The sequence below is a fragment of the Photobacterium chitinilyticum genome (assembly GCF_004104355.1).
Taxonomy (GTDB): domain Bacteria; phylum Pseudomonadota; class Gammaproteobacteria; order Enterobacterales; family Vibrionaceae; genus Photobacterium; species Photobacterium chitinilyticum.
This window is the reverse complement of the sequence record NZ_RJLM01000008.1, coordinates 145,344-169,898: the sequence shown is the minus strand read 5'-3', so window position 1 is coordinate 169,898 and position 24,555 is coordinate 145,344. Positions and strand designations below refer to the sequence as shown.

The following is a 24,555-nucleotide window of genomic DNA, read 5'->3' as shown; positions in this document are numbered from 1 at the left end:
GGATTGAGTCGGGAGAATAGATATAAAAAAACCAGCTCTAGGAGCTGGCTTTAAATTTAGGATTATGTTGAATGAAATCAGGCTCTAGATAGCATAAGTGAATTGGCTTTTGCTTCCAGGTTGGAATTACCCATCAGGTAATCATCAATTTCACGTGCACATTCACGGCCTTCATTGATACAGCGTACAACCAGTGACTGACCGGTACGCATATCACCAGCGGCGAATACACCTTTCTGGCTCGTCGCAAACCCTTCGGTTGCCACGTTGCCGCGCTCATCAAGTTTGATATCCAGCTGAGCGAGAACACCGGTAGGTTCCGGATGAAGGAAGCCCATTGCCAAGAAGGCCAGATCACACGGAATGACACGCTCAGAACCTGCGACTTCTTCAAAGCCCGGGCGTTCGCCTGGTTTGGCTTCTTGCCATTGAATATCAGCAATGCGCAGCGCTTTCACGTTACCTGCCTCATCACCGATGAACTCTTTGGTCAGAATATTCCAGTGGCGTTCACAGCCCTCTTCATGAGATGTCGAGGTTTTCATGATCATCGGATAAGACGGCCATGGCTGGTTGGCCGGGCGCTTTTCCGGTGGGATCGGCATGATTTCCACTTGAGTAATGCTGGCCGCACCATGGCGGTTTGAGGTACCGACACAGTCAGAGCCGGTATCACCGCCCCCGATCACGACCACGTGCTTGCCCTTGGCATGGATTTCTTCAGTTTTGAGGTCCATGTCGTTGGCACGGCGGTTATTCTGTGCCAAAAACTCCATGGCAAAGTGAACGCCTTTCAGCTCGCGCCCCGGGATAGGTAGATTGCGAGGCACCGTTGAGCCACCCGTCAGCAGTACGACATCAAAGTCCTGGCGTAATTGCTGGGCGTTGATGTTGACACCGATATGGGCGTTAACTTCGAACTTCACCCCAGCGTCTGCCATTAAGTTGATCTTACGGTCGATGATATCCATGCCTAATTTGAAATCTGGGATCCCAAAGCGCAGCAGGCCACCGACTTTCTCGTCACGCTCGAATACCGTTACACAGTGACCGGCACTGTTTAACTGCTCGGCTGCTGCAAGCCCGGCAGGACCCGAGCCGATGATGGCAATGGTTTTGCCGGTACGAGAACGTGGTGTTTTCGGCTTGGCATACCCTTCACGGTAGGCCGTTTCGACAATGGTTTTCTCTATATTACAAATCGTGATTGGGTCTTGGTTGATACCCAGTACACAGCCACTTTCACAAGGAGCCGGGCAGACACGACCGGTAAACTCCGGAAAGTTATTGGTCGAACTCAGGATGTTCCACGCTTCTTCCCAGCTATCACGATAAACCGCATCATTGAATTCAGGAATGATGTTGCCGATCGGGCATGAGTTGTGACAGAAGGGCACACCGCAATCCATGCAGCGTGACGCCTGTGTATTGATCTTATTGCCAAACTCTTCGTTGAGGACAAACTCTTTGTTGTCCTGGATACGAACACTTGGTTCCAGCTTTTGTGGCAGTTCACGGCCAAATTCTAAAAATCCAGTAGGCTTACCCATTTACGGCCTCCAACTCTTCCTTGTTTTCTGCTTCCGCTTTACGCTTTTGCAGTACAGCTTTGTAATCCCTTGGCATCACTTTCGCCATCTTCTGCAGGTTCGCGTCGAAGTTGGAAAGGAAAGTCTGTGCCACTGTACTACCAGTTAGCTCTACATGTTTGGTTAGCATTTCCTGGAGCAAGTCTCTGTCTTCTTGCTCAATCGGATCGATATCGACAAGTTCAGGATTTAGCCTGGTTTCGAAATCGTCGAACTGATCCCAGACATAGGCAACACCGCCACTCATACCGGCTGCGAAGTTGCGTCCGGTCTGGCCAAGGATAACGGCCACACCGCCAGTCATGTATTCACAACCGTGGTCACCGACACCTTCGACAATCACTTTGGCACCGGAGTTACGCACACAGAACCGTTCGCCAGCCAAACCGCGAATGAAAGACTCGCCCGAGGTCGCGCCGTAGAAACATACGTTACCGACGACGATATTGTCTTCCGGCACAATGTCAGACTTTGCATCCGGGTACAGTACCAGCGTACCGCCAGACAGGCCCTTGCCCCAGTAGTCGTTGGCATCGCCTTCGACCTCGAACTGCACGCCCTTGGTCAGGAATGCGCCGAAGCTCTGGCCAGCCGAACCTTTGAACTTGACGCTCATTGGCTGAGGGAGCCCTTTGTCTTTGTAGATCTTGGAGATCTCATTCGACAGCATGGTACCGGCACTACGGTCGGTATTGATGATGTCAAACTCGGCATCTACCTGTTTGCCTTCATAAAGCGCAGGGGCTGCCGCTTCAATCAGCTTGCGGTCAAGGACATTTTCCAGGTTATGGTCTTGCTTGCGCTGGTTGTAGATACCGTCTTCATCACGAGCTTGCTCGGTGAACAATACCGGGGTCAGATCGAGGTTCTGGTATTTCCAGTGAGCGATATCTTCACGGATCTTCAGTTTCTGTGACTGGCCGACCATTTCTTCGATAGTCCGGAAGCCAAGCTCGGCCATAATTTCACGCAGGCCTTCTGCCATGTACTGGAAGAAGGTCACCACGTCGTCTACACGGCCATCAAAGCGCTCACGTAGCGTTTTGTTCTGTGTAGCGATACCGACAGGGCAGGTATTTTTATGACACTTACGCATCATGATACAGCCTTCAACGACGAGCGCAGCGGTGGCAACCCCCCACTCTTCGGCACCTAGCAGGGTAGCGACAGCAAGGTCGCGCGGTGTTTTCATCTGGCCATCAGACTGGACAACGATACGGTTACGCAAACCGTTCTTCAGCAGTGTCTGGTGGGTCTCGGCCAAGCCAAGCTCCCAAGGCAGACCGGTGTGGCGAATTGATGACATCGGTGATGCACCTGTACCGCCATCGAATCCGGCAATCAGTACTACGTCCGCTTTCGCTTTGGCAACACCGGAGGCTATCGTACCGACGCCTGCTTCGGATACCAGTTTCACGTTGACGCGACCGGTACGGTTGGCATTTTTCAAATCGTAGATCAGCTGGGCCAAATCTTCGATTGAGTAAATATCATGATGCGGCGGTGGTGAAATCAGGCCGACTCCCGGTGTGGAGTGACGGGTCGCTCCGATCCAGTCATCGACTTTGTCACCCGGTAGCTGACCACCTTCACCCGGCTTGGCACCCTGTGCCATCTTGATCTGAATTTCGTCAGAGTTGGTCAGGTAGTAAGAAGTCACACCGAAGCGGCCTGAGGCAACCTGCTTGATCGCCGAGCGTTCCCAGTCTCCGTTGTCTTTTTTCTCGAAACGAGCCGGATCTTCACCGCCCTCGCCTGAGTTCGACTTCGCGCCGATGCGGTTCATCGCAACAGCCAGGGTCGAGTGTGCCTCGTAGGAGATAGAACCAAAGCTCATTGCACCGGTCGCAAAGCGCTTGAGAATATTCTCAATAGGTTCAACTTCGGCGAGCGGAATGGAGCCAGCCGGGTTGTTGATAAATTCAAGCTGGCTACGCAGCGTTGCCGCATTGTCACCTTGCGCGTCAACTTCATGGGCGTATTGCTTGAACTGGGCAAAGTCTTTGTTGCGGGTCGACTGTTGCAACAGCGAAATGGTCTCAGGGTTAAACAGGTGCTTTTCGCCACGCTGCTTCCACTGGTAGACACCACCGACATCGAGCATCTGGATTGGGATTTCACGGGTCGGGTAACCGACGCGATGGCGGATCAGAACTTCCTGGGCGATATCATCGATAGTCAGGCCCTGGATACGTGAAACTGTCCCGGTGAAGTATTTGTCAACCACGGCTTTGCTGATCCCGAGCGCCTCGAAGATCTGGGCACCATGGTAGGACTGCAGGGTCGAGATCCCCATTTTGGAGAAGATCTTGAGCAGGCCGCCGTTGACGCCTTTGCGGTAGTTATTGAACAGCTCTTCGGTTGGCAGCTCTGGGTCAAGCTTGCGCTTGTTCTGCAGATCAACCAGGGTTTCAGTGACCAGGTACGGGTTAACCGCATTGGCACCATAACCGACCAGCGTGGCAAAGTGGTGGGTTTCTCGCGCATCGCCGGTCTCGACTATGATGTCACACTTGGCACGCAGGCCCTTGCGGATCAAATGGTGATGAACGGCACCGACGGCCAGCATTGCCGGGATAGCGGCATGGTTCGAGTTAACCGCACGGTCAGTCAGAATAATGATGGAATAGCCATCTAGGACGGCATCTTCCGAGTACTGGCAAATACGCTTAAGGGCACGCTCAAGTTTGCCCTGCTCGCCGTTGGCCCGGAATACGATATCCAGTGTCTTGGCCTGTAGGTGCTCCTTATCAATCGCGCGGAGTTTTTCCAGTTCGGCATTGGACAGTACAGGTGATTCCAGCTCGACTTTCTGACAGTGCTCGGGGGTTTCGGTCAGCAGGTTCTGATCTTTACCCAGATAGGTGTTCAGAGACATGACCATACGCTCACGGATCGGGTCGATCGGTGGGTTGGTGACCTGGGCGAACAGCTGCTTGAAATAGTTGGACAGGTGCTGTGACTGGTGCGAAAGGATCGCAAGTGGCCAGTCAGCCCCCATCGCACTGAGCGGCTCGTAACCGGTTTTTGCCAGCGGAACGATAATGTCGTTCACTTCTTCCGAGCTCATGCCAAAGGCTTGCTGGTGATGAAGCAGGCGCTCAGGCGTTGGCTGGTGGTGCATGTTGTCGGCTTCGGGCAGGGCCTTTAGCGTTAACAGGTTGTCTTTTACCCACTGCTCATATGGCTGCGCGGTAGCAATACTATCTTTGACTTCCTCGTCAGAGATAATGCGGCCTTGTTCCAGATCGGCAACAAAGATACGGCCAGGTTGCAGGCGGCCTCGGAACTGGACATTTTCCGGTTCGATTTCGACAACACCAGATTCCGATGCCATTACCAGGAAGTCATCTTTGGTGACGGTATAGCGTGAAGGGCGCAGGCCGTTTCGGTCAAGGGTTGCACCGACCTGTACACCATCGGTGAAACATACCGAAGCCGGACCATCCCATGGTTCCATGACGTTGGCATGGTACTGGTAGAATGCACGGCGTTTCGGATCCATGTTTTTGTTTTCTTGCCAGGCTTCCGGGATCAGCATCATCAGGGCGTGTGGCAGGCTACGGCCAGAAAGAACCAGCAGCTCTAGTGCCATATCAAAGTTCGATGAATCCGAGCTGCCTTCCTGGCAGATAGGAAGCAGCATATCGATTTCTTGCTGGCTGAACAGTTTCGACTCAAGGATCGCTTCGCGTGCCTTCATCCAGTTCAGGTTACCGCGCACGGTATTGATTTCGCCGTTATGGGCAATATAACGGAAAGGCTGGGCCAAACGCCATTTCGGAAAGGTATTGGTTGAAAAGCGTGAGTGAACCAGCGCCAGTGCCGTTACCATGGTCGGGTTTTGCAGATCCAGGAAGTACTGAGGTACTTGCTCCGTGGTTAGCTGGCCTTTGTATACCAAGGTTTTATACGACAGGGAGTTAATATAGAAATCATCACCAATGTTGGAGATGCTTTCGAGGCAGACCCGAACGGTGTAGTTACGCAGTACATACAGTTTGCGTTCGAGAACGGCAGGATCCAGGTTTGCACCGCCGGTAATAAAGACATGCTCAAACTGTGGTTCGGTGCTGAGCGGATCGTCCCCGATCATTGAGTTGTCGACGGGCAATATACGGTAGCCGATGATCTCAAGATCCAGTCGTTTTGCATTTCGTTCTAAAATATCACGGCATTGCTGGCGCTTGTACTCGTCTTTGGGGAAAAGCACCACACCGACACCGTACTGATCAAACGACGGTAGTTTAATGCCCTGTTTGACGGTCTCTTCCAGTAAAAACTCGTGAGGTTTTTGCAGCAGAATACCGGCACCGTCACCGCTACATGGATCGCAACCCTGACCGCCACGGTGTTCCATCCGAGCAAGCATATCAAGGGCTTGGGTTACAATTTCATGGGATTTGCGGTTCTTCAGATGGGCCACAAAGCCGATACCGCAGGCATCGTGCTCCAATTCAGGCACGTAAAGTCCCTGAGCATTAAGCTCTTGATCTGTCATAGATACTTCCTTCCAGTTTCAACAGGCGTCAGTCCAGAGGCCTGAGTTATCCCTAATTTATTTTTGTGCATCGCGACCGGTATCAAATGGACTCCTGTCCAGCCGGTGAAACGCATGTTTGCTGTGGGATGATGTTTCGAATCATTAGCAAACTTAATTCTGTAGCACTCTTGCTCTGGTTTGCAAAAGTTCTACGACTACCTAGAGGTGGTGACATAAATCACTATTTTTAGGGGTGAAATCGCCACATTTATTGTTCATAAATTGCACACAGCTGTAACTATCCTACAATTTTGATTTATCAATTACCAACAAAAAATAGTAGTCGCTTAGCATAAAATTGCTAGCTATATGAATTTATAGCTCACGTTATTGATTTTTTATTCGATAACGGTTCTCGTTATGAATATGACCTGCCAGCTTATGGTTATTAACCGCTTATTTATTAAGGTTAATGGCGGGTTACCTAGAATTGGTTTTGTAGTTTTCTGTCACTACGGTGTAGGAGTGCTACAGCAAGGAGATTAAGCGATATTTATTGTTTTGGCACAAACTCCGGCGGTCTGATTGGTGTTAGTCTGCGCTGCTTTTTTACTTTACCACTCAGGTGACACGATGCAGTTGCACGAATTAGTCAATACATTTGGACAGGATTTACAACGCCGCTATGGAGAGAAGGTACACAAGCTTACCCTGCATGGTGGGTTTAGCTGTCCAAACCGTGATGGCACGATAGGTCGTGGCGGCTGTACCTTTTGCAATGTGGCCTCGTTTGCCGATGAGCAGGCGCAATATTTACCGATTAGCCAGCAACTGGCAGAGCGAGCAGCGCAGACCGACAGAGCGAAGCGCTACTTGGCTTACTTCCAGGCTTACACAAATACGTACGCCGAAGTACAGTTGCTGAAAAATATGTATGAAGAAGCATTGCAGGCGGCTGATATTGTCGGGTTGTGTGTTGGTACCCGTCCTGATTGTGTGCCTGATGCTGTACTGGAGCTACTTGCCAGTTACTGCCGGCAAGGTTATGAAATTTGGCTTGAGCTGGGGTTGCAAACCGCCAATGATAAAACGTTGAAGCGTATTAACCGTGGCCATGATTTTGCTTGCTACGAGCAGATCACCAAGCGTGCTCGTGCGCTGGGCATTAAAGTGTGTACCCATTTAATTGTCGGACTGCCGGGCGATACTAAAGACGATAATTTAGAGACGATCCGTCGCACTGTAGACGCCGGTGTCGATGGTATAAAACTTCACCCCCTGCATATTGTTGAAGGGAGCAAAATGGGTCAGGCATGGAAGGCCAATCGCTTGGACGCTCTGGGCTTGGACGACTATGCAGAAATTGCTTCAGAGATGATTCGCTTAACGCCGCCCGAAGTCGTTTACCACCGGGTATCAGCCAGTGCCCGTCGCCCAACTCTGCTCGCTCCGACCTGGTGTGAAAACCGCTGGTTGGCGATGACAGAAATAGGCCGCCGTCTTGATCAATCCGGTGCCCAGGGTAGCGCATTGGACCAGCCTTTTATTTATCAGCCTGTTAAGTAGGATCTTGGTAGAAAGAAGAAATATGGTAGATTAGCAGGAGTCAATAAGTAACTTTTCAATAAAAAGCATGCTGTCAGCCATTGCTCTAGATTCAGTCAGTAGCCCTAACCGCCGGTTATGGGCTTCCGGCATTCGAGGTACCTCGATGAAATACTGCTGGAAAAAAACAGGAAGCTTCTGTCGGTTAATCATTCGGAGAAGTGCTCGAGTACCTACTCGTTTTTTATTCATTGTCGCCAGCCTACTCTGCCCGTTGCCGGGGTTTGCCCAGGAAGCTGTAGACAGCCTCAATAGCTCAATTCTGCTCTTCACTTTGATGATCATGGTTATCATTGTCGGAGGCGGGCTGGTGGTATTACTCCTTCACCATCTTGGCTCATCATCTTTTCGTAAACTGCATGCCTCCCTGACCCATATGCCGCTGGCGGTCGCCATTATTAAAAGAAAAGATGGTTCTTTACTTTATGGTAATAAAAGTTGCCGCGAGCTACTTGGGATCCGTAAGCTTGATGGTCGCTATCTGTATCCGGACGAAATCAGCCCACAGATGATGTTTGATTTTTTGCGACCCTTTTCTTTTCGTCGTGGTTTTCGCAACGTGAGCGAAGAGCTGCATTTTGCACAGGGGCGAATGTTGAAGTTAACGGTATCTGGCCAGCCGGTAAGGTATAAATGGCAGCCTGCCTGGTTACTGTTTATCGTCAAGCCGCCGCAGCGGCCGACATCTCCTGCAAAGCTGAAGCAAGAACAGCGGGTGTTTCAGCAGGTATTGAACTCTCTTTCCGAGCTGGTCTATTTTCAGGATAAATCAGGCCAAACTATCGGCACCAACAAAGCGTTTGATCGTTTCTGGCGCGGGAGAGTCAGTGAAGGTGTCATGGGGGATGATGACTGTGTTTCCGGGGCGAACAACTCGAGTCATACCTGGACCACCGCTCCTGATGGTTCCAGTCGATTATTGGAGACGAATAAAACGTTGCTGATTGGGGATAACGGTGAAGCTATTGGTACCCTCAGTATTAGCCACGATGTGACAGACTGGCATGAAATGCAGGAAAGCCTAAAACAAGAAATAGAGAAGCGGGAAATCACTGAGCAGGCACTGGCACAGCGCAATACGTTGCTTGATACCATCATGAGTGCCAGCACGGATCCTATCGGCCTCTATAATGAGCACGGTATCTATGTGGGCTGTAATGAGCCGTTTGCACGTTCCTTGGGCTTCGGACAGGGAGAGTTGCTGGGCAAGGTCGTCTCTGAGGTGCTTGAGCCTGATAAGTGGGAACTGTCCCAGGAAGCGGATCAGCAGGTTATCCGAGAAGGCGTTGCCCTGAAAATGGATGACTATGTCATTTTGGAAGATGGTACGCCGATTTGGTACGAGGTGGTAAAGTCACCTTATCGCGATCCGACAGATGGTACAGCCGGGGTGTTGGTAATGGCCCGTGACGTGACTGAGCGCAAAATGGCAGAGCAGCAACTGGCTGATGCCATTATGGAGTTGCAGGAACTGAGCTTTATTGACAGTCTGACCAAGGTCGCCAACCGGCGCAGTTTTGATGAGCAGTTACGCAAGCTCTGGCATAGTCATATTCGGGAGCAAAAGCCGCTGACCTTGATCCTGTGTGATATCGATAACTTCAAAGCGTTTAATGATAACTATGGTCACCAGCAAGGGGATTATGCCCTACGGGAAGTGGCTAAGGTGTTCCGTTCGGTGGTAAAACGCGAAACCGATGAAGTGGCTCGCTACGGGGGGGAGGAGTTTGCTTTTCTGCTGCCCAATACTGATATGAAAGGCGGTGAGGTTATCGCAGCGAAAGTGCACCGGCAGTTGGCCGAAAAGGGGATCTCCCATATGTATTCTGGTATCGATACCAAGCTGACGGTCAGTCTGGGGATCGCCACCATTACCCCGCTACCGGTTCAGGATTATGGTGAGTTGATAGAAATGGCAGATATTGCACTGTATAAAGCCAAGGCGGTAGGACGCAACTGTACAATGTCGATGTCTGATAGCGACGGGTTTTAGCGAGACCGAACACTTAGCATGAAAGCCTGCATTAGCAGGCTTTGTTATATCGGGGCAAATGAGATATCTGTGGGGCGAATCCTTTGGTTCTGCCCCCGGGGCGATTATCATGGTTGTAGCCTTTCATTGGTAGGAATGAATAATGAAACAAATCAAAGTACTGGCCCAGTTCTATGTCGACTTGCTGGTTAAGCTTGGCATCGTAAGGTTCAGTTTGTTACTGGCGTTGGCCCTAGTGGCTCTGGCCGTCGTCGTACAGGTTGGGATCACCCTGGTACTGCAGGGGGAAGTACATGATATTGATATCGTTCGTTCGGTATTTTTCGGCCTGCTGATCACGCCGTGGGCGGTGTATTTTCTATCGGTAGTTGTTGACCAGCTGGAAGACTCTCGTCAGCGTTTGTCTAAGTTAGTGACCAAGCTGGAAGAAATGCGCTCGCGAGATATGCAGCTTAACAAACAGCTGCAGGATAATATTACCCAGCTTAACCTGGAAATTGAAGAGCGTGAAAAAGCTGAGGAAGCCCGCCAGGTAGCGATGCAAGATTTGGAAAATGAAGTCTATCAACGGGAAAATGCCCAGCTCGAGCTGGCGGAGCAGAGCGCATTATTGAAATCGTTTCTCGATGCATCGCCAGATCTTATCTACTACCGTAATGAAAAAGGCCAGTTTTCAGGTTGCAACCGGGCAATGGAAGAGCTCACGGACAGAACGGAGAAGCAACTGGTGGGGCTGACTCCCTGGGATGTCTACAGCGAGGAGGTGGCGAGCAAGATTGCTGAGACGGATCAGCAGGTCTTTAACCAGAGCGTATCGCTTACCTATGAGCAGTGGCTGGAATACCCGGACGGCCGCAAGGCTATCTTCGAGCTGCGAAAGGTTCCGTTTTACAGCCGAGATGGTCGCCGTTTGGGGCTGATGGGCTTTGGCCGTGATATTACCGAGCGCAAGCAATACCAGGATGCGCAAGAGAAGGCCAGCCGGGATAAGACGGCCTTCATTTCCACTATCAGCCATGAGCTGCGAACGCCGCTTAACGGTATCGTAGGACTAAGCCGAATGTTGCTGGAAACCCGCCTGAACAAAGAACAGCGCGGCTATATGCGTACCATTCATGTCAGTGCGATCACGCTGGGTAACATTTTCAATGACATTATCGATATGGATAAATCTGATCGCCGCCGTCTGGAATTATTGCCTAAACCCCTTGATTTCGAAGAGTTTGTGGTAGAGATGGAAAACATCTCCGGCTTGATGGCCGAGCAGAAAGGGCTGCGTTTCGATCTAGAGCGCCTCACGGACTTGCCGCGTTGCATCGAGGTCGACAGCACCCGGCTGCGCCAGGTGTTATGGAACCTGGTGAGCAACGCGACCAAGTTTACCAAAGAGGGCGGTGTGGTGCTGTCGGTCAGCAGTGAGATTTTGGAACAACAAGCAGAGATCACTTTCGAGGTTGAGGACAGCGGAATAGGTATTCCTGACACTGAACTGGATAAAATCTTCGCGATGTATTATCAGGTCAAGGAAGGCAGTGACAATCTACACGCGGTGGGCACGGGGATCGGTTTGGCTGTTTCTCGGCAGCTGGTCCAGATGATGGGCGGTGATATTACCGTTTCATCTGAAGTCGGTGAAGGCAGTACTTTTACCGTTACCATCCGGACTCCGCTGATTGAAAAAGCGGAAGAAGAGGTGATGCCAGTGCTCCCTCAAGTCAGCCTGAATATCTTCATGGTTGAAGATATTGAGTTGAATATCACGGTTGCCAAGGCACTGCTGGAGAGCTTGGGTCATGAGGTGACCATTGCGATGCGTGGTGATGAAGCGCTGGAGAAGTTTGATCCTGAAGCCTATGATTTGGTATTGCTTGATATTCAGCTGCCTGATATGTCCGGCTTTGATATTGCCCGTATATTGCGAGAGAAGTATGACTATTTGCCTGCCTTGGTGGCGCTGACGGCCAATGTGATTAAAGATAAGGCAGAATATCTAGAAAAAGGCATGGATGATGCGCTCAGCAAACCACTCAGTGTGAAAGCGATTACTGAAGTGATCCAGCGCTTGGTGCTGACTTGCCCAATTGATGAGGATGAGGAAATGGATGACCAGCTCCCGGAGCAGGAAGTTAATGGTTTGAGTGAGGATATGGTGAACCAGCTATTGGATCTCGAGATGTTGATTTCCTATGTTGAAATAGTTGGTACCAAACCTGTCTACGACAGTATTACTATGTTTGAGGAAAAAATGCCGGAGTATATTGAGATCCTAGATTCCAATATGACAGCCAAGGATAAGGACGGCATTAAGTTTGAGGCGCACAAAATTAAAGGAGCGGCAGGGGCTATCGGATTGAAACATATCCAGCAGGTTGCCCAGAAAGCACAGTCGCCCGAGCTGCCCGCCTGGTGGGAAAACATCAATGACTGGGTCGATGAGATCAAAGACGGTTACCAGAATGACCTTAATGTGCTTAAAGGCTGGCTGGCTACTCAGGAGAGATCATCATGAAGCTGAGATACATCTTGTTGGCTGTCGGCAGTTTGTTGCTGACTGCTTGCTCTGAGCCGGAAAAAACTGAGGTGACAGGTGCCGAATCCCCTGTTGATGCGGAAGCTCAATCTCCAGCTGCTGAAGGCGATGTAGAGGCGTTGTCGACCGAGCCGGAACCTGCATCCGAACCGAGCCAGGTCCCGCTGGCAGCGGATATCTGGCAGTCGCCGACTGAGCTGATACTTGAGGAGACAACGGTCAACCTCAGTAGCGAGCTGTGGCTAAATAGCATGCCGGTCATTGGTGACGATGGTACCAAGCCGTCCAACCGGCTGCATGCTTCCGTGAAGCTACAGACAACCGACATGAAAACCTTGCCGCAGGGCATCGATATATTCCAGGTGCTGCTGGAGCATGAGGATAAGCAGTGGCTGGTCAAAGATAACCTGGAGGTACGTGCCGAAGGTGAATTGACACTGGAAGTTGTATTGCGCGAAGGTCCGGAATGGGTGCCGGGCAGTCGTGTCGATATTGCGGTGATTTTTATGTTCGGTGGCGTAGAGTACATTATTGTCCAGCATGATGTGGAGCTGGCTCAGGTATTCTAGGACGGTTTGTCTTTTTTGCTGAAACTAAAAAAGGCTCCTTTGGGAGCCTTTTTTATTAGCATGGTCAAAGAATTATTCTTCGTCCAGATCACCGCAGAAGCGGTAGCCTTCACCGTGAATGGTCGCAATGATTTCAGGCGTATCGGCAACTGACTCGAAGTGCTTACGAATACGACGGATCGTAACGTCAACAGTACGGTCGTGTGGTTTCAGCTCACGGCCTGTCATTTTCTTCAGTAGCTCGGCACGGGTCTGGATCTTGCCTGGGTTTTCACAGAAGTGAAGCAGGGCACGGAACTCAGAACGTGGTAGCTTGAACTGGTCGCCACTTGGACTAACCAAAGAGCGGCTGTTAATCTCAAGCGACCAGCCATTAAACTCGTAGCGTTCAACCAGACGTTTGTCTTCGGTTGGCAGGCCTTGGTTCATAGCACGGGTTAGCAGGTTACGAGCACGGATAGTCAGTTCACGTGGGTTGAATGGCTTAGTGATGTAATCATCTGCACCAATTTCAAGACCCAAGATCTTATCAACTTCGTTGTCACGGCCGGTTAGGAACATTAACGCCATGTCGCCTTGCTCGCGTAGTTCGCGTGCAAGCAGCAGGCCGTTTTTGCCCGGCAGGTTGATATCCATGATCACAAGGTGAACCGGATGCTCGGATAGCATCTGGTGCATCTCTGCACCGTCATTGGCTTCAAATACAGTATAACCCTCTGCCTCAAAGATGCTTTTCAGGGTATTACGTGTTACGTGCTCGTCTTCTACAATTAGAATGTGAGGGGTTTGCATTGGCAGTACCTAAATTTCTAAAAACGGAATCTGGTCAAAAACAGAATAGTTAAATTCTATAAAAAAAATTCACATACAGGCAAAGTATTAGGAAAAATACATTTTATTAAGCTGAAAAGCAGCCTGTTTGGTACGCCATCCTTTATTCAGCATGATGATATCTCATTACATTGCTGAAAGAGCCCGAAAACAAGGGGCATTGGCTACAATCTCCGTGGGATGGCGACGATTGTATGCACTTAACAGCTCGCTAACAATATTGCGGCTTTGTTTCGTGACTGATTTTTGGCGCTTTCTTGATTTATATCAAACAGAATGAATGCTTCTATGAATCTTCAGTTTGTTTAACATTAGCTACAAAATACTACGTCGCACTTAAGGTAAAACTGAAAATGTGTGAAAACATCTCGTTGTGGTGTAGCTACCAGACTATTTTATTCAAAGCCGAGCAACACCCTGTTTACCCTTGTTTTGCAATTCTAACAGCATTTAACCCCAGAAGCATTGTTCTTAATAACCCTGACAACGTAAAACGGAACGAATTACTGAAAATTGAGCTTCAAAGTATGACAAATGGGGTACAAACGGTAATAACCCGTGCCCCGGACGGCAGCTGGCAAGAGGTTAGCTTTGTCGCAGCCGTTGCCCAGGAGCAAGCTAACCGTCTGGCATGTCGTTGGCAGCAAAATGCATTTTACTGGGTTGAGAGGGGGGAACTCTACTTGGTACCAGCTTTGATGGATGAGGTTAGGGCAATAAATCTGGGTGAAATCAAAGACTTTTTCTACACTGAGTAGAGGGCTGCACTTACCTTGAAGACAAAGGAGATTGTGATGCTAGATTTACTACCCGATTTGTGTGATCAGTATGGACAGGATGTTCGCTGGCTTCCTTTGACAATGCTGGATTACGGCGGAAGAAAGGTATTTTACGGCGAAGTGGTTACCCTGCGTTGTTTTGAGGATAACAGCTTGGTGCGGGATATCGTTTCTGAAGACGGAACCGGTAAGGTCTTGTTCATTGACGGGCATGGTTCTTGTCGTCTCGCGTTGCTTGGCGATCAACTGGCGTTTTTGGCACAGAAGAATCATTGGGAGGGGGTTGTGATTAATGGTGCTGCGCGTGATGTTGGAACTCTGGCAACTATTGATATCGGAGTGAAGGCCCTTGCGGCGTGTCCGCTAAAAACAGAAAAGCGGCAAACAGGGGATCGTAACGTAACATTAACCGTTGCCCATACCATGGTGTACCCGGGCGATATGTTATACGCCGATCTGAACGGAATATTGCTGAGTCAGAAGCGGTTGGATCTGTCTTTTCTCGAAAAGGACTCTAGCTAAAGAGTTAAAGGCCGGGCATAGCAAAGAAGAAAACTAGAAGCGGAAGCCTATGCCCAGCTGGTAGATTTGTTCCAGTGCCTCGTAGTCGACGGTGGCGTGAAAATTTACCCGGTCAGTGACTTCATACTGGCTTGAAACCTCCACACCCATTACCGTTTCTTCCTGAACAGTTTCAGATGTTAATGCACTTTGTAGGCTGATTTTTGAGGAAAAGCTGTACTTTACACCGGAGAGTAGCCCGCGGGTAGCTGCCTGGGATTGGTTGCCTGTTTTGAGTCGGGTGCTGAGGTAGAGTTCGGTGTTATCGCTCAGCGCATAGGCATAACCGCTGTCTATCTGCCAGACATCGAATTGTTCCGCACTTTTTGATTGAGACGACATAAACCAGCCGGACGAAGCGTTATTCTGTCCGATCAGATTAAAGAGTCCTTTTTCTGCTGCTGTTGTTGGAAACGCCACTACCAGCAGGGCAATCGTGATCAGCAATTGCTTCATTGCGCCACCTTCCCTGTGCATTATTATTGTTGTTTATAACGTACTTATTATTACTACCTGATCATAGTCAGTCTTATCAATATTAGAACAGAATTCTCATGATTGGCACACCATATATTACCTAATGAGATGCTCGGCATAAAAATTCCGTCTGAAACTACGCGAAGATCCGGTTCTATTTTCGTAGTCGATGCTTGTTGTTATATGGGAATACATCCTCATATTGGCCATGAGTGATATTTTGTTGTAGCTGCTGCCAGTAACCGGCTTCAAATAAATCACTGTGCAGTTCATTGAACAGTGCCCTGACGGTAGGGTTGATCAACAAAAATGTCCGAAACTCTTCCGGGAAAACATCGTTGATTCCGACGCTGTACCACGGCTCTGCTGCCATCTCGTCTTCCGGATAGCGGGGAGGCGGGATTTTGCGAAAGTTCATTTCAGTCATATAACTAATTTCATCGTAGTCATAGAACACAACGCGTTTATGTCGGGTGACCCCGAAGTTCTTGAATAGCATATCACCGGGGAAAATGTTGGCTGCTGCCAGTTGTTTGATTGCCTTGCCATATTCATCAACGGCATGGCGAAGATCCTGCTCATCGGCCTGTTCGATATATATGTTGAACGGGATCATTCGCCGTTCGGTGTACAGGTGTTTGATAATAATTTGATCGTCGGTGACCTTGATGATCGACGGGGCAACATCCAGCAACTCTTCAAGCAGCTCATCACTGAACCTGTGTCGCTCGAAGGAGAAGTTGCGGTATTCCTGGGTGTCGGCCATGCGGCCAACACGGTCATGTTCCTTAACCAGCTTGTACTTTTCCCTGACGGTAGCGTGGCTGATATCTTTTTGCGGCGCAAACTTGTCTTTGATGATTTTGAACACAAAATCATAGGATGGAAGGGTGAATACGGACATGACCATTCCCTTGATCCCCGGTGCCGAAATAAACTGATCATCTGAATTTTCCATATGGTGCAGGAATTCTCTGAAGAGTTCGGTTTTCCCGTGTTTCTGACAGCCTATTGCGGTATAGAGTTCGGCTTTGGTCTTGTTGGGGAGGATTTCGGCCAGAAAACGAACCAGTGCAGCCGGAGCCGGGGCGTAAACCATGAAGTAAGACCGGGCAAAGCCAAAGATGATGCTGACATTGTCGACATGGCAAAGGCAGGCATCAATATATAACTGTTTGCTGCTGTTGTTGAGTACGGGCAAGACCAAAGGCACTGTACGGTTATCTTTGAGGATAATTCTCCCAATCAGGTAGGCTGCCTTGTTGCGGAAAAAGGGCTCGCGGATCATTTCGATAACCGGAGTGCTACCTAGTGCTGCGTTACCCAGATCGTTTTGCAATCGCTGGACGATAAGGTCGATGTCACGGTGTTTGTCTTCCCAGTTCAGCGTAAATGGCATGTCATCAAGCATTCTTTCCAGCACGCTTGTCAATCCGTTGCCGGTATTGTAGGTACGGGTCAGCGAAGTCGGGTAGGTTGGTATTCGTCCTTCCTGTGAGCTATGGACAAACAGCTTGTCTCGGTTGATATTTCGATGCTCGAAGATCCGGCAGTAGACGGAGTTAAAGAAGCTTTCCGCGATGTCGTAGCGGGGGTAGTCTAGCAATAAATCGACATAGGCAGATTTTACCGCCATGAGAAAGGTACGGTTGGCGTAACGCTCGCCAAGCATGATTTGGATCTGGCTGGTGACCAGTCCGACATGGTGATCGTAAAAACTGATCCGTTTCTTGAGAGCCTGATGGACGGCTGGCCAGTTTCGTCCTTCAAAACGTTCCTGGGCACCAGCGGTGACATCCAGGAATCGGCCGTACATGGCATCAAAACCTTGTAAAATTGTGTGGGCTACGAGCTGTTCCATTACTGCTGCCATTCGGGATCCCTCCGAACTATAGAGTAGACAGTTTTCTTAGCGCTACTGTCTCAAAGCTGGCTAATTATTATTCAATCATAAACACTACTATGCAACGCTGCACGCTTAACTTCAATCTATCGCTTGTTTTTTATTCCTTTTAGTCATTGTAAGGCTGGGTGTTTTACCGCCTAATTGCTAGCAGCTTGTTCGAGAAAAGTGAAAAACTTTGTTGACTCGATAAGCACATTCCGGTAAACGTTAAGTAATACAGAATATTGGCTAGACCAAAGGCTACTATGTTTACAGCGATCAGCATCACCACCACCATTATTATTACCGGCACCATGCGTGTTGGGGCGGGCTGATACGCATAAGATTTGAAAAAAGCCCGCACTCAGAAAGTGCGGGCTTTTTTTTTACCTTTTTTATTGGAATATTTTTGCTTACACCAGTGCGAATTATGCAGTTCGGTAGTCAGTGAATCAGGAAGTTGGAGTAGGGAATGCGAGTATTAAAGTTTGGTGGTTCATCACTGGCAGATGCGGACCGTTTTTCGCGGGCAGCAGATATCATTGCCAACAACGCCCAGCAGGGCGAGGTATCTGTGGTGCTTTCGGCTCCGGGCAAGGTGACGAATAAGCTGGTCTCGGTCATTGATAGTACCGTCAAGACAGGGGAGGCAGATCTGCAGCTTGCCGATTTGGAGGCGGTTTTTAAGGACTTGTTTTCTGGTCTTCAGAAACTGGAGCCTAAATTTGACAAAGCACTGTTAGATGCCAAGCTGGCAAGCTCTCTGGGACAGCTGAGGCAATACGTCCATGGTATGAAGCTGTTGGGGCTGTGTCCGGATAACGTCTATGCCAAAGTGATCAGCAAGGGTGAGCGCTTATCCATTGTCGCGATGAAAGCGATGCTCGAAGCCAAGGGCCAGCCGGCCAGTCTGATTGATCCTGTTGAGCGTCTGCTGGCGTATGGTGACTACCTCGAAGCCCATGTCGATATCGAAGTCTCGACCAACAACTTCAAGCAAGACCCGCTACCCGAAGGACATGTGAATATTATGCCGGGCTTTACCGCCGGTAATGAGAAAGGGGAACTGGTAACCCTGGGTCGTAATGGCTCTGATTACTCGGCGGCAGTTCTGGCTGCATGTCTGCGTGCCGAGTGCTGTGAGATCTGGACTGATGTTGACGGCGTCTATAACTGCGATCCCCGCCTGGTTCCGGATGCACGGCTGCTCAAGTCTCTCAGCTACCAGGAAGCCATGGAGCTGTCCTATTTTGGTGCTTCGGTACTGCATCCGAAAACCATCGCCCCGATTGCTCAGTTCCATATCCCCTGTCTAATCAAAAACAGTTTTAACCCGCAGGGTGCAGGCACCCTGATTGGTCTCGATACCGGTGAAGATAAGCTGGATATCAAAGGGATCACAACGCTGAAAGATCTGACTATGGTCAATGTTTCCGGCCCGGGAATGAAAGGCATGGTTGGCATGGCGGCACGTGTGTTTGGCGCGATGTCAGCGGCTGGGGTATCGATTGTATTGATCACTCAGTCATCCTCGGAATACAGTATTAGTTTCTGTATCGAGAGTGAAGATAAGGTTATTGCGCAGAAGGCATTGCGGAATAATTTCGAGCTGGAGCTTAAAGAAGGCCTGCTGGAGCCGGTAGAGTTTCTTGATGATTTGGCCATTGTGACTTTGGTTGGTGACGGTATGCGTACCTCCCGCGGTGTCGCCTCCCGTTTCTTTACCTCATTGGCAGAAGTTGATGTGAACATCATTGCGATTGCGCAGGGCTCGTCGGAGCGCGCGATTTCAGCCGTGGTCCCAGTAGCAAAAGTGTCCGAGGCGGTGAAGGCTTGTCACGAGAACCTATTTAACAGCAAGCACTTTCTTGATGTGTTTGTTATCGGTGTCGGTGGTGTCGGTGGTGAGCTGGTGGATCAGGTTCGCCGTCAACAGGAGAAGCTGGCTGATAATGGTATCGTGATCAGGGTGTGTGGTTTGGCCAATAGCAGTGGCCTGTTGTTGGACAGCAACGGCCTGCCGCTGGACAACTGGCGTGATCTGATGGGGCAGGCCAGTGAGCCGCTTAGCCTGGCCCGGATGATCCAGCTGGTGCGGCGTAACCATATCATCAACCCGGTGATCATTGACTGTACCTCCGATCAGGGCATTGCCGAGCAATACGCCGATTATTTGGCTGCCGGTTTCCATGTGATTACACCGAACAAGAAGGCCAATACCGCAAGCATGGCCTACTACCAGCAGTTGCGCCAGGCGGCACGTTCGACACGTCGTAAGTTTATGTATGACACCACGGTAGGTGCAGGTCTGCCTGTTATCGAAAACTTGCAGAACCTGATGGCGGCCGGTGATGAGCTGGAGCGCTTCTCGGGCATTTTGTCTGGCTCGCTGTCGTATATCTTCGGTAAACTGGACGAAGGCATGAGCTTTAGTGAAGCGACAACAGTGGCACGCAATAACGGTTTTACCGAGCCAGATCCTCGTGATGATCTGTCTGGTATGGATGTCGCTCGTAAACTCTTGATCCTGGCTCGTGAGTCCGGGCTGTCGCTGGAGCTTGATGATGTTGTGGTCGAGCAGGCACTGCCGCCGGGATTCAGTGCCGAGGGGTCGGTGGATGATTTCATGGCCCGCCTGCCCGAGGCGGATACCTACTTTAGCCAGCTGTCCGCGGAAGCGGCCAAGGAAGGCAAGGTACTGCGCTATGTCGGAGAGATCGATAACGGCCGCTGTTCGGTGAAAATTGCGGCTGTGAATCCTGACGATCCGATGTTTAAGATCAAAGACGGCGAAAATGCCCTGGCATTTTATAGCCGCTACTATCAACCAATTCCTTTGGTGCTGCGTGGCTATGGTGCCGGTACCGAAGTGACTGCCGCCGGTGTGTTTGCCGATTTGATGCGTACATTAGGCTGGAAGCTAGGAGTCTAACAATGAGTGTTGTAGTTTATGCGCCAGCGTCGATTGGCAATGTGAGTGTTGGCTTTGATGTACTGGGGGCCGCAGTGTCTCCGGTCGACGGCACCTTGCTCGGTGATCGGGTACGGGTTGCTGCGGGTGAGCAGCCATTTTCATTAGACTGTGTAGGAAGGTTTGTCGCCAAGCTGCCACAAGTCGCCGAGGAGAACATTGTTTATCGCTGCTGGCAGGTATATAGCCGCGAGCTGGATAAAAAAGGGCAGCAGTCAAAGCCTGTTGCCATGACTCTTGAGAAGAATATGCCGATTGGCTCGGGGCTGGGCTCCAGTGCCTGCTCGATTGTTGCGGCGTTGGATGCCCTCAATCGTTTCCATGACATGGCGTTGGACGAGACCGAGCTGTTGGCACTGATGGGGGAGATGGAGGCGGAGATTTCCGGCAGCCTGCACTATGATAATGTGGCACCGTGCTATTTGGGCGGCCTGCAGTTTATGGTGGAAGAGCTGGGGATCATCAGCCAGTCGGTACCTTGTTTTGACGAGTGGTACTGGGTGATGGCGTATCCCGGTATCAAGGTACCTACCGCAGAGGCGCGGGCAATACTGCCATCGCAATACCGTCGTCAGGATGTGATTGCCCACGGTCGTTATTTGGGAGGCTTTATTCATGCCTGCCATTCGCAACAGCCTGAGCTGGCTGCTTCTATGATCAAGGATGTAGTGGCAGAACCTTATCGCGAAAGACTGCTTCCGGGCTTTGCCGAGGCGCGTCAGTATGCATTGGAAGCCGGTGCGCTGGCGAGCGGTATCTCAGGTTCGGGCCCGACGATGTTCAGTGTCTGCAACGACATTGAAGTAGCCAAACGTATTGCACGTTGGCTCGAAGAGCATTATGTTCAGAATGAAGAAGGATTCGTCCACGTTTGTCGTCTTGACGAGCAGGGATCAAAAGTAACAGGAAGTGAGCTATAACAATGAAGTTGTATAACCTTAAAGAACACCAGGAACAGGTTTCGTTTGGTCAGGCAGTTCGCCAGGGCCTTGGACGCAACCAGGGATTATTCTTCCCATCGGAGCTACCGGAACTGGGTGATGTCGATGCATTGCTCGATATGGACTTCGTAAGCCGCAGCAGCAAGATCCTCTCGGCGTTCATTGGTGAAGAGCTTGCTGCCGACACCGTAACCCAGATGGTATCCAGTGCCTTTCAGTTTCCGGCTCCTGTCGCCAAGGTAAAAGATGGCGTGTATGCCCTTGAGCTTTTTCATGGCCCGACTCTGGCCTTCAAGGATTTTGGCGGTCGCTTTATGGCCCAGTCACTTGCCGCTGTTACAGACCATGACGGTAAAATAACGATCCTTACTGCGACATCGGGGGATACGGGGGCCGCTGTTGCCCATGCTTTCTACGGTATGGACAACATCAAGGTGGTGATCCTATATCCGAAAGGCAAGATTAGCCCATTGCAGGAAAAGTTGTTTTGTACCTTGGGTGGCAATATTAGTACCGTTGCGGTTAACGGCACCTTTGATGACTGCCAGGCGTTGGTGAAGCAAGCGTTTGATGACGAGGCGTTACGTCAGGATGTTGGCCTGAACTCGGCAAACTCCATCAATATTAGTCGCTTGATGGCTCAAATCTGCTATTACTTTGAAGCAGTCTCCCAACTGCCAAAAGCCGAGCGCGACAGCCTGGTGATTGCTGTGCCAAGTGGTAACTTCGGTAACCTGACAGCGGGCCTGCTGGCAAAATCACTGGGCTTGCCGGTGAAGCGTTTTATTGCGGCAACCAATGTCAACGATACGGTACCGCGTTATCTGCAAAATGGTCAGTGGGCACCGGAGCCGACGGTCCCGACTATTTCCAATGCAATGGATGTGAGCCAGCCGAATAACTGGCCGCGTATCGAAGAGCTTTGCAAGCTAAAAGGCTGGGGGCTTGGTGAGTTGGGCTATGGCGCTGTAACTGATGAGCAGACGGCTGAAACCCTGCGCCAGATGGACGCCGAAGGGTATTTGTGCGAACCGCATGGTGCCATTGCCTACCGCATTCTGACCGAACAGCTTGAAGACGGGGAAACTGGTATGTTCCTGTGCACGGCTCACCCTGCGAAGTTCAAGGAAGTGGTTGACGAGATCCTGGAAAAGGACATTGATCTTCCTGCTCCATTGGCGAAACACAATGCAATGGATCTGTTGTCACTCGAGCGCGACAATGATTTTGAACAACTGAAGGCGGTGCTGAAAAGCGTTCAGGATTAACGCCTCTTTATAGAAATAAATAAAGAGAAAAGGTAGCCGAGGGAAAGAGTTTGCTTTCCGGCTACCTTTTTTATTGCTGCTAGTTTGTGCAGCTAGTCTATATTGCTACGAGCGTGTGTCGTTCTATTTAGCTTTCCTGCTGGGGTTGAGCTTCCGGTTCTGGCTCATGCTTGGCAAACTTGTTCACCCATAGGGAAATCGCACCGTCACCGGTGATGTTACAGGCAGTGCCGAAGCTATCCTGTGCCATATACAGCGCGATCATCAGAGCCAGCTCCGCCTCACCAAAACCTAGCATAGTCGACATCAGTCCCAGTGCTGCCATTACGGCACCGCCCGGCGCACCCGGTGCGGCAATCATCGTAATCCCCAGCATCATTATAAACGGTAGCATATCCATCAATGACGGGATCGCGATATGCTGGCTCAAAGCCATGACGGCTGTTGAGCAGGTAACCAGGGTAATGGTCGAGCCCGACAGGTGGATGGTCGCACATAGTGGAATGGTGAAGTTGGCTATAGAGTCATCGACGCCATTTTCTTTCGTCTGGCGCAGAGTAACAGGGATCGTTGCGGCAGAAGACATGGTACCAATCGCAGTGAAATAGGCCGGCAGCATGTTTTTTATCAGCTTCACCGGAGACTGACCGATAGCCAAGCCGGTAATGGTGTACTGGATCATGATCCAAACCCAGTGCATAAAGATTGCCAGAGCAAGTACGACACCAAAAGTTTTCAATGTTGTGAAAACAGTACCTTCGGCTGACATCTCGGCAAATACACCGGCAATGTAGAACGGCAGCAACGGAATGATGACTTTGGCCAACAGAAGATCAATGACGCTGCGCCCTTCCTCGGCAACCGCTTTTAGCTGTGAGCTATTGGTAATACTGATCCCAAGACCAAACAAAAAGGCTGTCGCCAAGGCTGTCATAACACCAAAGAGAGGTGGAATTTCGAGGCTGATAAAGCTAGTTAGCTTTTCAGATGCATCTGTGGCAGCGGCGGCTGGCTCCGGTAGGCCTGCAATAACCATGCTGGCGACAAGAAAAGCCAGGCTGCCGGCGATGATCGTTGAACCGTATGATAGCGCAACGGTTTTTCCCAATAGCGAACCGGAATTTTTAGGAAGGCTGGCAATACCGCTGGTGATGTAAAACAGAATGATTAGAGGAATGGTGAACCCAATTAACTGTCCACCGAGTAGTTTTACCGTGAGTAGGACGCGAATGATTGCATCGGGGGCAAAAAATCCGAGTAGGATACCGACCAAAATACCTGTAATTAGTTTTAGTATTAACTTCATTAAGCTGGCTCCTGAGATGTGTGTTTTGAATGACTCCATCAATTGAAATTGTCTGTTGCTCCCATAAATGGTAACAATAGGCAATGCTGGCAATGTACGCACTTTTAGGTGTTAATGTCTAAATATTAGGCTGAAATGAGAGGTATGTATCAAACTTGTTGTATTTATGAAGTTGAATATAAACTAAACAAAAGAGGGGCTAAGGCCTTCATGAACAGGGATATCGTGATGGGTAGATACAAAAAAACGGCACCTGAAGTGCCGTTTTTGCTATGACGTTACCTTAACAGCGAGGCTTATAGGCTGTTAGTGAACGTGCGCGCGATAACATCGCGCTGCTGCTCTACTGTCAGAGAGTTGAAACGTACCGCATAGCCAGATACACGGATAGTTAGCTGTGGGTATTTTTCTGGGTGCTTGGCTGCATCTTCCAGTGTTTCACGCTTAAGAACATTAACGTTCAGGTGCTGACCACCTTCGACTTTTGCTGGCGCTTCGATCGGCAGTTCGCGGTACTCGATGTCGCCCAGCTCAGAAGTAGCAACGACTTGATCAGCGTCGAAACCTGCTTTGGCACTTACGCAACGCGCTTCATTTTTTTCGCCGTCTAGCAGCCAAATAGAATTCAGTAGATTGTCGTTTGCAGCTTTGGTGATTTGAATACCTGTGATCATGACTTACTCCTCCGAGGGATGTTGTTAATTTTTTCGATTTTATGTTGAGTTGGGTATTATATATCTCGCTAGGCTGAAACTGGTATTGATTTA

16 protein-coding genes and 1 other annotated feature are annotated in these 24,555 nt (G+C 50.0%); of the genes, 9 read left to right on the top strand and 7 right to left on the bottom strand.

The window, feature by feature from the left end; translation table 11 throughout:
* Positions 1 to 77: 77 nt before the first annotated feature.
* Both EDI28_RS18305 and gltB read right to left on the bottom strand, forming a co-directional pair.
* On the bottom strand, positions 78 to 1,550 hold the full coding sequence (locus tag EDI28_RS18305) for a glutamate synthase subunit beta (RefSeq protein ID WP_128785334.1): 1,473 nt from the start codon (positions 1,548 to 1,550) through the stop codon (positions 78 to 80).
* Positions 1,543 to 6,090 carry a glutamate synthase large subunit gene (gltB, locus tag EDI28_RS18300; RefSeq protein ID WP_128785333.1) on the bottom strand — a complete coding sequence of 1,516 codons (4,548 nt, stop codon included), beginning with the start codon at positions 6,088 to 6,090 and terminating at the stop codon, positions 1,543 to 1,545. The genes EDI28_RS18305 and gltB overlap by 8 nt, the downstream gene beginning before the upstream one ends.
* Before the next feature lie 615 nt (positions 6,091 to 6,705).
* Here gltB and mnmL point away from each other — a divergent pair.
* The 4 genes from mnmL to EDI28_RS18280 all read left to right on the top strand — a co-directional run bounded on the left by mnmL (position 6,706) and on the right by EDI28_RS18280 (position 12,769).
* Positions 6,706 to 7,638, top strand: coding sequence for a tRNA modification radical SAM protein MnmL/YtqA (gene mnmL / locus EDI28_RS18295; protein ID WP_128785332.1), 933 nt, complete (start codon positions 6,706 to 6,708; stop codon positions 7,636 to 7,638).
* Positions 7,639 to 7,705: 67 nt separating this feature from the next.
* Positions 7,706 to 9,670, top strand: coding sequence for a sensor domain-containing diguanylate cyclase (locus EDI28_RS18290; protein WP_233353469.1), 1,965 nt, complete (start codon positions 7,706 to 7,708; stop codon positions 9,668 to 9,670).
* A 142-nt stretch (positions 9,671 to 9,812) separates the two neighbouring features.
* A complete protein-coding gene (gene arcB / locus EDI28_RS18285; RefSeq protein ID WP_128785331.1) occupies positions 9,813 to 12,179 on the top strand; it encodes an aerobic respiration two-component sensor histidine kinase ArcB in 2,367 nt (788 codons plus the stop codon).
* A complete protein-coding gene (locus EDI28_RS18280; protein ID WP_128785330.1) occupies positions 12,176 to 12,769 on the top strand; it encodes a hypothetical protein in 594 nt (197 codons plus the stop codon). Before arcB ends, EDI28_RS18280 begins: the two co-directional genes overlap by 4 nt.
* A 72-nt stretch (positions 12,770 to 12,841) precedes the next feature.
* On the opposite strand, the gene arcA is transcribed toward EDI28_RS18280, so the two are convergent.
* On the bottom strand, positions 12,842 to 13,561 hold the full coding sequence (gene arcA / locus EDI28_RS18275; RefSeq protein ID WP_036816827.1) for a two-component system response regulator ArcA: 720 nt from the start codon (positions 13,559 to 13,561) through the stop codon (positions 12,842 to 12,844).
* Between the two features lie 392 nt (positions 13,562 to 13,953).
* Here arcA and EDI28_RS18270 point away from each other — a divergent pair, with 392 nt between their 5' ends.
* Complete coding sequence (locus EDI28_RS18270; RefSeq protein ID WP_128785329.1) at positions 13,954 to 14,358, top strand: DUF3293 domain-containing protein; 405 nt, start codon at positions 13,954 to 13,956, stop codon at positions 14,356 to 14,358.
* Between the two features lie 36 nt (positions 14,359 to 14,394).
* Positions 14,395 to 14,901: a putative 4-hydroxy-4-methyl-2-oxoglutarate aldolase gene (locus EDI28_RS18265; protein ID WP_128785328.1), complete on the top strand. Its 507-nt coding sequence runs from the start codon at positions 14,395 to 14,397 to the stop codon at positions 14,899 to 14,901.
* A gap of 33 nt (positions 14,902 to 14,934) precedes the next feature.
* Here the strand turns inward: EDI28_RS18265 and EDI28_RS18260 are convergent, their stop codons facing one another.
* Together EDI28_RS18260 and aceK are read right to left on the bottom strand one after the other, a co-directional pair.
* On the bottom strand, positions 14,935 to 15,396 hold the full coding sequence (locus EDI28_RS18260) for a hypothetical protein (RefSeq protein WP_128785327.1): 462 nt from the start codon (positions 15,394 to 15,396) through the stop codon (positions 14,935 to 14,937).
* Positions 15,397 to 15,571: 175 nt separating this feature from the next.
* Positions 15,572 to 17,290 (bottom strand): bifunctional isocitrate dehydrogenase kinase/phosphatase, encoded by a 1,719-nt coding sequence (aceK, locus tag EDI28_RS18255; RefSeq protein WP_128785326.1) that lies wholly within the window; start codon positions 17,288 to 17,290, stop codon positions 15,572 to 15,574.
* Positions 17,291 to 17,578: 288 nt separating this feature from the next.
* Positions 17,579 to 17,690: a sequence feature (Thr leader region), on the top strand.
* Positions 17,691 to 17,774: 84 nt separating this feature from the next.
* Between aceK and thrA the strand changes: the two genes are divergently transcribed.
* The 3 genes from thrA to thrC are packed head-to-tail and all read left to right on the top strand — an operon-like array spanning position 17,775 to position 22,482.
* Entirely contained in the window at positions 17,775 to 20,234 is a 2,460-nt protein-coding gene (gene thrA / locus EDI28_RS18250; RefSeq protein WP_128785325.1) for a bifunctional aspartate kinase/homoserine dehydrogenase I, read from the top strand.
* A 2-nt stretch (positions 20,235 to 20,236) separates the two neighbouring features.
* Positions 20,237 to 21,193, top strand: a complete 957-nt coding sequence (gene thrB, locus EDI28_RS18245; protein ID WP_128785324.1) for a homoserine kinase — start codon at positions 20,237 to 20,239, stop codon at positions 21,191 to 21,193.
* A 2-nt stretch (positions 21,194 to 21,195) separates the two neighbouring features.
* Complete coding sequence (gene thrC / locus EDI28_RS18240) at positions 21,196 to 22,482, top strand: threonine synthase (RefSeq protein WP_128785323.1); 1,287 nt, start codon at positions 21,196 to 21,198, stop codon at positions 22,480 to 22,482.
* A 127-nt stretch (positions 22,483 to 22,609) separates the two neighbouring features.
* Here the strand turns inward: thrC and EDI28_RS18235 are convergent, their stop codons facing one another.
* Together EDI28_RS18235 and grcA are read right to left on the bottom strand one after the other, a co-directional pair.
* Complete coding sequence (locus EDI28_RS18235; protein ID WP_128785322.1) at positions 22,610 to 23,788, bottom strand: dicarboxylate/amino acid:cation symporter; 1,179 nt, start codon at positions 23,786 to 23,788, stop codon at positions 22,610 to 22,612.
* 296 nt (positions 23,789 to 24,084) lie between these two features.
* Positions 24,085 to 24,462: an autonomous glycyl radical cofactor GrcA gene (grcA, locus tag EDI28_RS18230; RefSeq protein WP_128785321.1), complete on the bottom strand. Its 378-nt coding sequence runs from the start codon at positions 24,460 to 24,462 to the stop codon at positions 24,085 to 24,087.
* Between the last annotated feature and the right edge of the window lie 93 nt (positions 24,463 to 24,555).